Raw genomic sequence first — 12,157 nt, forward strand, 5'->3', positions numbered from 1 at the left:
CCCAGAAATAGTCAAATATATATTATGAGCGCACAACAATCTCTTTAATAATTTTTTCATCCACCTGGTCATTCAGTTTTTTAGCTATACTATAACGCTTCATATGAATTTCTTGCCGCCATGCAGGGTTTTTAACATGAACCACTAAATTACCGTGTTCAAAATGGATATTTTCTGTCTGCTCCGCAATACGCTCACCTACGGTCTGTTCCCACAATGATAAAATCATTCCCCGCTTTAACCTTTTGCGATGCGGATAGGTATCTAAAAAATCCTTTAGCGCTTCCTTCAGGGATTTCGGCGAATTTGATTTATATCGTCCCATAACTGTTACTATTGATCAGGGAGTTACAACAGAAATCTGTCCTTGCTCCACTTTGTATTTTTTATTCTGTTCACCGTCAAAAGTTATGTAATCATCAAAAGGGATAGGATTTGCCGCCGTCACAAAGGTCTGTCCGGCATGTTTTATAAGTGCATTCAACAACACTTCGGTACGCTGAGCATCCAGATCACCAAAAACATCATCCAATAAAAATATCGGCAAATCATCCAGTTCATCTGAAAAATACAAAAGCTGGGCCAGTTTCAAAGCAAGCGCAAACAGCCGGTGCTGGCCCTGGGAGCCAAACTTACGCAGTTCAAAGTCATCAAGATAAAAAACGATCTCATCGCGGTGCGGACCAATAAGCGTCAATTCCCGTTCAAGTTCGTGATCCTGCTCTTTCTCAAGCTCTGCCTGGTAACGCTCCCTTACCGTTTCCTCCTCCTCAGAAGGCTCACAAAACGTTTGATATTCCAAATGGGGTTCGTGCCGCATGCCTGAAATTACTTCGTACTCCTTCGCCAGATAATCCTGAAATTTATTCAAAACTTCGGTGCGTTTCGCTACAATGCGTGACCCGTATTCCATCAGCTGTACATTCCAGGGTTCAAGATAAGCCAGCAACACCTCGCGGCTTCCCCGAAACTCCTGAAGTAATTTATTACGCTGCTTGCGGGCTTTTCTGAAATCAAGCAAGTCTTGCAAGTAGGCCGGTGAAATCTGGCTGATAAACGAATCAATAAATGACCGGCGCTGTTTGGGTCCTTCACTGGTCAATTTTTTATCGGATGGCGAGAGCACCACCACGGGAACCATCCCAATCAAATCAGACAGACGATCGAGCGGACTTTCGTTGACAAAAATCTTCTTTCCTTCTCCACGGGAATAGGAGCATCCCACATCAAAGCTGGAACGTATATTACCCTCAAAATGCCCCTTGATCATAAAAAAAGTCGAATCTTGATTTACCACATACATATCACTGCTGGATACAAAACTGCGGCTCATACACAGGTAATGAATTGCATCAATAAGGTTGGTTTTTCCTGCCCCGTTTTGACCAATAATCACATTCATATGCGGTGCCCACTCAACCATGGTTTCTTCATGATTACGAAAATTTTGCAGTCGTAAATTCGTGATCTTCATTGGCACCTGTAATCAACTAAAAAATAGCGCGAGCAAATACCCGCGCTATTATAACCTTATTACGTAATGTAGCACTCTTTAAAATCCAAAAGCATCACTGCCCATGAAGATGGCATTTTCGCCCAGTTGCTCTTCGATTCGCAATAACTGATTATACTTCGCAATACGATCAGTCCGACTCATAGAACCCGTTTTTATCTGTCCGGCATTGGTTGCCACAGCCAGGTCGGCAATAGTCGTATCCTCTGTTTCACCGGATCGATGAGAAATTACTGCTGTATAATCATTCTTATGGGCCATCTCAATGGCATCAAGTGTCTCGGTAAGCGTGCCAATTTGATTGACTTTGATGAGAATAGAGTTAGCCACGCCCTGCTTTATTCCCCGAGCCAACCGTTCAGTATTGGTCACAAAAAGATCATCCCCAACAAGCTGAACTTTATCTCCAAGCGCATCGGTTAACTTCTTCCAACCGTCCCAGTCGTTTTCATCCAACGCATCTTCAATAGATACAATGGGATATTTATCCACCCATTTGCTCCAGAATTCAACCATTTCTTCACTGCTTCGCTCGCTACCATCACTCCATCGAAATTCATAAACGCCTTTATCAGCGTTATAAAATTCTGCGGTAGCAGGATCGAGCGCAATGACTACTTCATCGCCCGGTATATAACCAGCCTTTTCGATCGCATTTAAAATAACTTCTACCGCTTCCTCATTGGAATCCAAATCCGGTGCAAACCCACCTTCATCACCAACAGATGTATTATAATTTTTATCTTTTAACACTTTCTTCAAGTGATGAAATATTTCTGATCCCATACGAACAGCTTCGGAAAAAGATTGGGCACCGCTTGGCATGATCATAAATTCCTGCAGGTCCACATTATTATCAGCATGCGACCCCCCGTTAATAATATTCATCATCGGCAATGGCAGCACCTTGGCATTAACACCTCCAATGTAACGCCATAATGGTAAATTGAGAGCATTTGAAGCTGCATCAGCAGCAGCAAGCGATACGCCTAAAATAGCGTTGGCGCCTAAATTTCCTTTGTTTTCGGTGCCGTCAATTTCGAGGAGGGTATTATCAATCTCTACCTGATTAAAGACCTCATACCCACGCAGTTCATTGGCAATCACCGTATTTACATTTTCGACGGCCTTTGTAACTCCTTTTCCCAAATAATGAGCCGAGTCTGTATCGCGAAGCTCAACTGCTTCATGCTCTCCCGTTGAAGCACCTGATGGTACCGCAGCACGTCCCACTATATCATTCGTTAAAACCACATCAACTTCTACTGTGGGATTTCCTCTTGAGTCAATGATTTGCCGGCCAATAACTTCTTCAATAAAACTCATTATAATATCTCATTAATTGTGGTGATCAATTGTGGATAAAGGTACAAGGTTTTTATCTACTGATAAAGAGAAAAGAGCGAAGAATGGACGCCAACAGATGAACTATAGAAATTGGTTCAAGGCATAAGATGCAAGCTTTCCCTATACTTCTATGCTGCATTTTTATATCCAAACGCTTTTCTACCACATACCGCCAAAGGTAAATTTGATCTGTGGGGTGCCAAAGTATTTTTGGGCATCGAAGAATTTAACTCTTGATTCAAAAATCGGTTCACCGTCAGCATTATACTGGGTAGGCTTGTAGGGCTCCATAATTTGCAAACCCTCATTGAAATAATAGAAGAAATATCCAAACTCAATGGTGGTTCGCGATTTAAATTTACTCCCTAAATCGACACCTAACTTAATCGCACCACTGTATCCCCATTTGGTTTCGCCGTCACTCCAACCGGTAAAGAAATCGTTTACCCGCTCGACCGGGTATAAAAAACCGTTGGGGCCTACCTGGAAATCACGAAAACCATTCGGCTCACCGTATGCCGGTACCACTGAATCACTAACATAGGGATACGTGAATGCCAAAGCCGGTCCTCCAGCGGCACTTACAAAAAAGCGCATATTGTCCTGGATATGACGGGCAAAAAGTCGCTGTTTTACCCCCAATAGAAAGGGAAACCCTAAAGCGCGTTTATATTTGTTGGGGATAATTTGTTGTCCCGTCAAGAAACTTTGGAAATTTTGCTCACTTGCATCTCTAATCCCGGTAATGCCTGTACGGAATGTAATTTCTGTATAAGGGGCTACGGCCCGGCTATAGGTTCCTCCTATACCAAATCCGAAATTATTAACAAACACATCAAAACCCAACCCATTCTTATATCCTTCTGTTAACGGTGTTTTTGGCTGAGACTTTTCTACTACCTCTGGTTCTTCTATCTGGGCAATAGCCGTGCTACTTAACACCATCAATAAAAGTGTTAAAACCAGAACTGGAAACTTTTTCTTTATCATATCATTTCTCATTTAATAACTGCTGCTAAGTTATACTCCTACAAAATTTAAACGTATTATGATAACAATCGTTCAATCAAAAAATTATGCGAATATTTGATAGCTATAAATAAATATACGTTAACCTACAAACAAATTTGACTCTGAGTATATAAAAACTTTTATTCAGGCTCTTTACAATCTATCAAACTACCAATAGAAGTTAACATATTATGGCTACTGTAAGCAAGTATCTTGTTTTTGGGCCAGCAGATACACTGCGTAGAATGCCCGAACAGCTCTTTAATGATATAGAGCCTAAATATTTGTACAAATATCAATCATCCGACAGTGGTGATGAAGTTCATGTTGCTGTTTATGAAGAATACGAAAAGCAGATAAACGCAAGCGTAACTCTTACCTGCATTATTGAGTTTACCGGTAAGCAAAATCGGTTCGAACTCAAAAAAACGGGTGGACGCATGGGATTTCGCGGTAGCTCGCTGGATGAAGAAAAACGCACCATTGATGACGAAGTTACTGACTTTATCTTAGATTTTGGCAAACGTTTTGGACTTACCGTTCAGCAAGAAAAAGAACAACAAGTGGAAGAAGACGAGTCGTAACTACTTCAATACCATAATATGAGCAAAAAGGTCGAGGAATGGACAGTCCTTTCCATGTTGGAATGGGCTACTGATTTTTTTGAGAAGAAAAATATTCCGGATCCTCGGCACAGCATTGAATGGTTATTGGCGGAGACGCTCAATGTAAAACGGCTGGATCTATACCTTAAGTTTGACCGGCCACTCTCCCCTCAAGAACTTGATACGCTGCGTCCAATGGTCAAGCGCCGGGCACAACATGAACCCCTGCAATATATTGTTGGGTTCACCGACTTTATGAATGCCCGGATTTTGGTCAATGAACAGGTGCTGATTCCCCGTATTGAAACAGAGCAACTTGTTGAGATTATTCTGGATGAACATCAGTCCCAAGAAGATCTCACGGTACTCGATATTGGAACCGGATCGGGCTGTATTCCCATTGCCTTAAAAATGGAACAGCCCGGCTGGGACATTTACGGAATTGATATTTCTGAAAAAGCACTTAACACTGCCCGGGAGAATGCAGAACAAAACGACGCTAATGTTTCCTTTTCAAAAGGTAATATTTTAGCTCCGGAGAGTATTACTGTTGCCTCCCCTCTTGACCTGATTGTATCTAACCCGCCTTATATACCCACAGAGGAAAAAGAGATCCTTGAGCCGCAAGTCAAAGACTATGAACCGACCGAAGCACTCTTCTTTGATGATCTTGAAAAAATGTATCGTAGCATCATTTCATTTGCTGGTGAAAAGCTAACCACAAATGGGCATCTTTATCTAGAGATACACGAAAATTACAGCCAACAAATTTTGGCTCTTTTCGACGGGCAAAAGTGGTCGGCTCGTATTGCAAACGACTATGACGATAAACCTCGTTTTATTATAGCCCAAAAGCATTAATTAGCAGATTCCTCTACCTAATCATCCCCTTTATCCCGGTTAAATATTTTGGACTATTTACTCCATAATATTTATGTGGATAACTTGTGGAAAACTTTTTTTGCCCGGCATTTGGGATATTACTTTTAGGTAAAATCATTGTTAGCGCAATATTATGTACTGTCAAGTAAAATTTGATAGAAATGTGTATAAAATACTAAGTCAATGCGACGCATGTATTTATATTGTTTAGAGCAATGTGGATAACTTTTGTACAGGCGGGTAATATTTTTTTGACATCTGTCTCCGAAATTATCATCTTCGTTTCACACAAAAATACGACAGCACTAAAAGTGTGTGGATAACTGTAGGGCATCCTGAGTAATAATTTTTAATTTAGAGGAGGTTAAGGGACGTTGAGTAATATTTCTTCCGAGACTGCGTGGGAGCAGTGCTTAGAAATTATAAAAGACAATATCAGCTACCAGAAGTTCAAGTCATGGTTCGAACCTATCGAGCCGGTAAAACTGGAAGAAAACACGCTTACCATACAAGTTCCCAGCCAGTTCTGGTACGAGTGGCTGGAGGAACACTATTATGGTATGTTACGATCTACTCTGGCCAAAGTGTTAGGTGAGGATGGCAAGCTTGAATACTCGGTAGTACTCGAAAAATCTGATGACAACGCCGACAACCGTTCTGTCCGCCTTCCCCAACGCCCCATGCCGCCCGAAAATAATCAGGGCCAAGAAGTTAAAGGATATTCAGAATATAGTCCGGGCAAAATAGAGAACCCTTTCGTTATTCCCGGCATCCAAAAAACTAAGATCGACTCAAACCTAAACTCCAGCTATGTGTTTGATCGATATATAGAAGGCGACTGTAACAGGCTGGCGCGGTCTGCAGCAATGGCTATCGGCGAAAATCCTGGCAGCAGCTCATTTAACCCGTTCTTTATTTATGGCGGTACCGGGCTTGGCAAAACACACCTCATTCAAAGTATTGGTAATAAAGTAAAGCAGGAACACGGAAATGAGCTTGCCGTACTCTATATCTCTTCCGAAAGTTTTACCAATGAATTTGTGCAGGCCATTCGAAATAATCGGGCCAGTGAATTTACAATGTTTTATCGGCAAATTGATGTACTGATTGTCGATGACATCCAATTCTTTAGCGGAAAGGAAAAAACCCAGGAAGAGTTTTTCCACATTTTCAATGCGCTTCACCAAGATGGTAAACAAATTATCCTGAGCAGTGACCGGGCTCCTCGTGAAATTCCAGATATTGAAGAACGCCTTATTTCGCGATTTAGCTGGGGACTCAGCGCCGACCTCCAAGTTCCGGAATATGAAACACGCTATGCCATCCTAGAACGCAAAGCTTCCGACAACGGTATTGAGCTCTCCCATCAAGTGCTTGAATTTATCGCGCATAACTTCAAATCAAACGTCCGCGACCTGGAAGGCGCCATCATTAAACTATTGGCTTTTGCTTCGCTGCAACATGTGGATGAGATTGAACCTCAGATGGCCAAACGGGTGCTTAAGGATATGATTCAGGAATCACAGACGACGATTTCTATTGAGCAGATCCAAGATTATGTATGCGATTATTTTGGCATTGATACCAACAAAGTACGCGAAAAAACGCGCAAGCAAGAAATTGTTGAAGCACGTCAAATTGCAATGTACCTTTCAAAGCAGTTTACCGACTCGAGTTTAAAAACCATTGGACTTCATTTTGGCGGACGCGATCACTCAACGGTTATTCATGCCATATCTACTGTTGAAGAACGCATGCAAACGACTGCAAAACACAAACGGATTGTCGAGGAATTGCATCAAAAAATAGAAGTGTCTACGCTGTAATTTATGGAAACCCTGACGCTTAAAAGTCTCCGCTTTAAAGGGTATCACGGATACTACGAAAAGGAGCGCCAACAGGGTAATGATTTTGAGGTCGATATCATCTTTTCGGCCGATTTACGCAAAGCGGGTGACTCCGATCAACTCGATGACACAATTGATTACCAAGAGGTGCTTAGTATCGTCAAAGAAGTAATGCATGGACCATCCCAAAAACTTATTGAAACACTGGCTAAACGAATTGGTGACCAACTTTTTGGGCAATTTTCGCAAGTTCAATCAATCGAAGTATCCGTGCGCAAGCTTCACCCTCCCCTGGACATAGAAACCGCATATTCTGAGATTACGATGCAATGGCAACGGTAGTTGTAGCACTGGGATCAAACGTAGGCGACCGGCATCAGCACTTGGCGGATGCCGCTAATTTTTTGGAAGAAGAATCAGAATATCCGCTGCAGAAATCATCTATCTATATAACCGAACCGGTTGGTCCCTCCACCCGGGATTTTTACAATGCCGTAGTTGTAATGACGACCAAAGAAAATCCCAAACCGTTAATTAAAAAATTCAAAGACTTTGAACAGCAACACGGGCGTAATGCGGATCAACCGAAATGGAGTGCCCGCACGATCGATCTCGATATTATTGCGTACGGCGACTTGGTGATTCAAACGGATAATCTTATCATTCCGCATCCGGAATATCAGAAACGACTTTTTGTGTTAACGCCTCTGGCAGAAGTTATACCCGACTGGAACGATCCCAAAAGTGGAAAATCTATAGCACAACTAACGTCCGCGGCGTCTGAGCTTAGACTTGAAAAAACAGACCTACGTTGGTAACCATGGAAAATGAGTTCGATTTTATTGCCATTGAAGGAGTCATTGGGGTGGGAAAAACATCCCTTGCAAAACTACTGACTGAACGTCATAATGCGCGCCTTGTCCTTGAACAGTTTGAAGAGAATCCCTTTTTACCCAAGTTTTATAAAGATAGGGAGCGCTATGCCTTTCCCACTCAGATGTCATTTTTAGCCAGTCGTTTTCAGCAGCAGCAAGAGATGCTCAGCAAAGATCTGTTTCAACAGATGACCATCTCGGACTACATCTTTGAAAAAGATCGCATATTTGCACGGCTAAATTTAGAAGACGATGAGCTGGCATTATACGATTCTATCTTTAAAATTATGGCCGGGATTTCTGCACAGCCCGACCTTGTTATCTATCTGCAATCAAATGTTGATCGATTAATGCAAAATATCAGGGATCGAGATCGTGACTACGAGCGCGATATTTCCCGCTCATATTTGAAGGAACTCAGCGATGCCTACAATCATTTCTTTCATCATTACAATAAATCACCCCTGATGATCATTAATACATCAGAGATTGATTTCGTTAGTAACGAAAAACACTTAGATTATATAGAAGAACAAATTTTCAATCAGCCTATTCGCGGTAACACGCATATTCACATCACCGATTAGTAGCAATGATTTTTCGCACCCTTTTATTTTTTTTACTGATGTATCTTCTTATCAAAGTCATCAGTCGACTTTTTCTGCCTTCCAATTCAAAAAAGAAAAGCAGAAAGGGATCGAACTTTTTTTACCAGATGTATCAACAACAAAATCAGCAAAACCGCAAGTCACAATCCTCTAATACCTCTGACAAGCACTTTGATCAAATTGAAGAGGCCGAGTTTGAGGATATCACCGAAGAGGAAAAAACATCCTCAAAATCATCTGATTAACGCTTCAACATTCCTTATCTTTCGAGGCATTATTTAATTTACCGTTAACCACGAAAGCAGCTATTTCACATGAATTACGAAGATCAGCTTGAAGAAGGACTATCGCTACTGCACGAAGGCGACTTTGATCATGCACTGGATATTGCTCACCAGCTACAAAAAAAAGAGCCTGAATATTCTGATGGATTCCATCTGGAAGGCTTGGTATTTCAGAAGCTTAACCAGTGGGAAAAAAGTATTGAAGCGCTGGAAAAAGCCATTGACTTGGAAGAGGAAAACAGTGGCTACTATAACTTGCGTGGTTTTGCTAACATGCAACTCGAAAACCTTGACAAGGCCATAGAAGACTTCGACAAGGCGATAGACTTGGATGACTCTCCCGCTGCACACCGCAACAAGGTGCTGTATATGATCATGAATGGAGATGCCGGTAAAGCTAATGAGTACCTGCTTAATCGCATTAAACAAGATCCAAAAGATGTTGAAAATTGGATTTTGATGGGCGACCTTCTACAGCGCGCCGGACAGGACGAAAAAGCGCAGGGTTTTTATCAGCAGGCCAGCAAAATGGATCCGGATAATGAATATGTGAAAGAGCAGCTGGGCGGATAGAAACGCTGCAAATCCCGATAATTTTTGTTTCAAATTATCGGGATTTACCCCTATATTTGAGGCCTTGAAAATTTGATCTATGCCCTGGTGGCGGAATTGGTAGACGCGCTGGCTTGAGGGGTCAGTTCCCATTTCGGGAGTGCTAGTTCGACTCTAGTCCAGGGCACTCAAACCCTTGTAAGTCTTTGGCTTGCAAGGGTTTATTATTGTCCTAATCTTTATAAAATTTAGCTCCCTCCTTTTTTCATTTTCCGGAACTCAAAACCAATTAGCCGTATTTGATTTTTAAAATCCGATAAAAGAACCACTGGCTATTTGTTTCTGTGCCTCATACTATCTATATATAAATAAACTTTTCAACTAATCACTTCGGGGTGGACTTACTATGGAACGTACATACTCTTTCACGGAAACGGTTATTTGTGGACTTATCGCTACGTTTATGATGTCAATGCTTTCATTCTTATCGAGCGGTATTGGGCTTCCTGTTATTGATGTAGGATACATGCTTAAGGAAATTTTCAATCATATTCATGAACAGGAACCTTACAGCATTCTCTGGGGCAATGCAGCCTATTATATCGGTGGAATACTATTGGCTTTGATCTGGGTAGTTTTTCTGGATAACAGGGTCTCAGGCAATTGGTTGGTGCAGGGAATTATCTATGGTATTTTGATATCAATTGTGGCTGCCGTACTTGTTTCACCCGCAATATCTATGGCAGGTGGAGAATCATTTGGCATCTTTTATATTGATACTTGGTTCCCCGTGCTAAATATACTTGCAGGGTTAATTATGCACTTGGGTTATGGAATCACCTTATTGCTTTGTCTGGAGTATTCCGATCATTTCAGAACGGTATAATCCTACAACAAAGTTGTTGTATAAAATTTAATTCTGAGGCATTCAGTAAACGTTCGGATGTTCACCTGGCAAATAGATAATCGCATTAGGCTTGAGCTGTTAGAAGCTCGTCATGGAAAGGAGTTATTTCGGTTGACCGAACAGAATCGGAAATACCTTGGGCAATGGCTCCCGTGGGTAGAATCAGTTCAAGAACCCGAAGATACAGCTCAATTCATAAAAAAATCCCAGCAGCAGTGGATTGAAAATCAAAGTTTTCAGGCTGTTATTAATGCAGGTGATAAAGTTGCAGGAATTGTTGGACACCACAAAATAGATTGGCAAAACCAGAAAACTTCGCTGGGGTATTGGCTGGGTAAATCCTATCAGGGACGTGGAATTATGACGAAATGCTGTGCTGCCATAGTTCAACACGCTTTTAAAGTGCTGGATCTGCACCGCGTTGAAATTCATTGTGCCATTGACAATAAAAAGAGCCGGGCAATTCCTGAACGACTGGGATTCATTAAAGAAGTAATACAAAAGGAAGCCATTCAATTAAATGGTACGTTTAAAGACCTTGTAGTTTATCGGGCACTTTCTTCCGAATGGGAATGTGATATTTAGAAAACTGGATAAATGTATCAATTACCAGCCTATAGGGGACTCCACCTACATCCATTTTATCGGTAAACCGGGCGTCGTTATCATAAAAGACATTGATATCTAAATTTCTTTCCGAAACAAACGCCCTTACATCCTTAACCCAATCATTAAAGCCACTAAAATTGATACAGAGTATATCAAATCAATAAGCCGTATTTACCAGAGATCTTAAATGCCATGCCAAAAAGAATAAAGAGAACTATAAAAGTTTTCGCATAGCAACATAATTTCTGTTACAATTAATAAAGCTAATCATGGATCAAAAGCCATCCTTGGCTACATCTGTTTATCGCTTTAAACAAAAAATCATGAGCAAAATTGAATACAGTAAAACATTTGAAGTGATCTGGGCCGATATGGATCCCAATCGTCACATGCGTCACTCAGTATATAATGACTACGCCGCCCAAACACGTATCGCCATATTTCAGGATTTTGGATTACCCATTCAAGAAATTGCCAATATGAATTTAGGACCCATATTATTTCGGGAGGAAACTAAATTTTTAAAGGAGATTGGGCTATCAGAACAGATCACTGTAGACTGTAAACTAAAAACCATGCATAAGGATGGGTCACGCTGGACTTTTCTTCACCAAATATTCAAGCAGAATGGCAATAAAGCCGCCCAGATTATTGTGGAAGGCGCTTGGTTAGATCTGGAAAAAAGAAAACTATCGATGCCACCCCAAGCGCTGCTGGATGTCCTAAAGCAATTTCCGCGGGCAGAATCTTTTAACTGGCAAAATCAGTAATCAAGCTATGTCGACAATTAGTTGGGAACAATTTGAGCAGGTTGAGCTCAGAGTCGGGACCATTATAAGGGCAGAAGAGTTCCCGGAAGTAATCAATTCCGCTTATAAACTGTGGATAGATTTCGGAAAAGAAATTGGAATTAAAAAGAGTAGTGCTCAAATAACTGACCTGTATTCCACAGCTGATCTGATTGATAAACAAGTTATTGGTGTAATCAATTTTCCACCTAAACAGGTGGGGCCCTTTATGTCTGAATGTCTGATTACCGGCTTTCACAGAAATGACAACGTAGTGTTGGCAGTTCCTGATAAACGAATTGCGGATGGTAGCAAACTTTGCTAACCCT

The 12,157-nt window shown here is 41.3% G+C and carries 16 protein-coding genes and 1 tRNA gene; 13 read left to right on the plus strand and 4 right to left on the minus strand.

Annotated elements, in window-relative coordinates:
- Positions 1 to 22: 22 nt before the first annotated feature.
- The 4 genes from ACQ76V_RS13390 to ACQ76V_RS13405 form a co-directional block, all read right to left on the minus strand.
- Positions 23 to 325 (minus strand): DUF721 domain-containing protein, encoded by a 303-nt coding sequence (locus tag ACQ76V_RS13390; RefSeq protein WP_441001012.1) that lies wholly within the window; start codon positions 323 to 325, stop codon positions 23 to 25.
- Positions 326 to 340: 15 nt separating this feature from the next.
- A complete protein-coding gene (gene recF / locus ACQ76V_RS13395; RefSeq protein ID WP_441001013.1) occupies positions 341 to 1,474 on the minus strand; it encodes a DNA replication/repair protein RecF in 1,134 nt (377 codons plus the stop codon).
- A gap of 78 nt (positions 1,475 to 1,552) precedes the next feature.
- Complete coding sequence (eno, locus tag ACQ76V_RS13400; protein WP_441001014.1) at positions 1,553 to 2,839, minus strand: phosphopyruvate hydratase; 1,287 nt, start codon at positions 2,837 to 2,839, stop codon at positions 1,553 to 1,555.
- Positions 2,840 to 3,019: 180 nt separating this feature from the next.
- The gene (locus ACQ76V_RS13405; RefSeq protein ID WP_441001015.1) at positions 3,020 to 3,850 is read right to left on the minus strand and encodes a hypothetical protein; all 831 of its coding nucleotides are present in this window, start codon (positions 3,848 to 3,850) and stop codon (positions 3,020 to 3,022) included.
- A gap of 212 nt (positions 3,851 to 4,062) precedes the next feature.
- Between ACQ76V_RS13405 and ACQ76V_RS13410 the strand changes: the two genes are divergently transcribed.
- The 13 genes from ACQ76V_RS13410 (at position 4,063) to ACQ76V_RS13470 (ending at position 12,153) form a co-directional block, all read left to right on the plus strand.
- Positions 4,063 to 4,455, plus strand: coding sequence for a hypothetical protein (locus tag ACQ76V_RS13410; RefSeq protein ID WP_441001016.1), 393 nt, complete (start codon positions 4,063 to 4,065; stop codon positions 4,453 to 4,455).
- An 18-nt stretch (positions 4,456 to 4,473) separates the two neighbouring features.
- The gene (gene prmC / locus ACQ76V_RS13415) at positions 4,474 to 5,337 is read left to right on the plus strand and encodes a peptide chain release factor N(5)-glutamine methyltransferase (RefSeq protein ID WP_441001017.1); all 864 of its coding nucleotides are present in this window, start codon (positions 4,474 to 4,476) and stop codon (positions 5,335 to 5,337) included.
- Positions 5,338 to 5,732: 395 nt separating this feature from the next.
- Positions 5,733 to 7,184 carry a chromosomal replication initiator protein DnaA gene (gene dnaA, locus ACQ76V_RS13420; protein ID WP_441001018.1) on the plus strand — a complete coding sequence of 484 codons (1,452 nt, stop codon included), beginning with the start codon at positions 5,733 to 5,735 and terminating at the stop codon, positions 7,182 to 7,184.
- A gap of 3 nt (positions 7,185 to 7,187) precedes the next feature.
- Entirely contained in the window at positions 7,188 to 7,547 is a 360-nt protein-coding gene (gene folB / locus ACQ76V_RS13425; RefSeq protein WP_441001019.1) for a dihydroneopterin aldolase, read from the plus strand.
- Entirely contained in the window at positions 7,535 to 8,023 is a 489-nt protein-coding gene (gene folK / locus ACQ76V_RS13430) for a 2-amino-4-hydroxy-6-hydroxymethyldihydropteridine diphosphokinase (protein WP_441001020.1), read from the plus strand. The genes folB and folK overlap by 13 nt, the downstream gene beginning before the upstream one ends.
- Positions 8,024 to 8,025: 2 nt before the next feature.
- Entirely contained in the window at positions 8,026 to 8,667 is a 642-nt protein-coding gene (locus ACQ76V_RS13435) for a deoxynucleoside kinase (RefSeq protein ID WP_441001052.1), read from the plus strand.
- A 5-nt stretch (positions 8,668 to 8,672) separates the two neighbouring features.
- The gene (locus tag ACQ76V_RS13440; protein WP_441001021.1) at positions 8,673 to 8,933 is read left to right on the plus strand and encodes a hypothetical protein; all 261 of its coding nucleotides are present in this window, start codon (positions 8,673 to 8,675) and stop codon (positions 8,931 to 8,933) included.
- A 69-nt stretch (positions 8,934 to 9,002) separates the two neighbouring features.
- Positions 9,003 to 9,545 (plus strand): tetratricopeptide repeat protein, encoded by a 543-nt coding sequence (locus ACQ76V_RS13445; protein ID WP_441001022.1) that lies wholly within the window; start codon positions 9,003 to 9,005, stop codon positions 9,543 to 9,545.
- A gap of 81 nt (positions 9,546 to 9,626) precedes the next feature.
- Positions 9,627 to 9,711 (plus strand) — tRNA-Leu (locus tag ACQ76V_RS13450).
- A 219-nt stretch (positions 9,712 to 9,930) separates the two neighbouring features.
- On the plus strand, positions 9,931 to 10,410 hold the full coding sequence (locus ACQ76V_RS13455) for a hypothetical protein (protein WP_441001023.1): 480 nt from the start codon (positions 9,931 to 9,933) through the stop codon (positions 10,408 to 10,410).
- A gap of 57 nt (positions 10,411 to 10,467) precedes the next feature.
- Positions 10,468 to 11,016 (plus strand): GNAT family N-acetyltransferase, encoded by a 549-nt coding sequence (locus ACQ76V_RS13460; protein WP_441001024.1) that lies wholly within the window; start codon positions 10,468 to 10,470, stop codon positions 11,014 to 11,016.
- Between the two features lie 347 nt (positions 11,017 to 11,363).
- Positions 11,364 to 11,810 carry an acyl-CoA thioesterase gene (locus ACQ76V_RS13465; RefSeq protein WP_441001025.1) on the plus strand — a complete coding sequence of 149 codons (447 nt, stop codon included), beginning with the start codon at positions 11,364 to 11,366 and terminating at the stop codon, positions 11,808 to 11,810.
- Between the two features lie 7 nt (positions 11,811 to 11,817).
- Positions 11,818 to 12,153 carry a tRNA-binding protein gene (locus ACQ76V_RS13470; RefSeq protein WP_441001026.1) on the plus strand — a complete coding sequence of 112 codons (336 nt, stop codon included), beginning with the start codon at positions 11,818 to 11,820 and terminating at the stop codon, positions 12,151 to 12,153.
- The last annotated feature ends 4 nt before the right edge of the window (positions 12,154 to 12,157 follow it).

This window comes from Fodinibius sp. SL11, from assembly GCF_052060035.1.
Classification (GTDB): domain Bacteria; phylum Bacteroidota; class Rhodothermia; order Balneolales; family Balneolaceae; genus Fodinibius.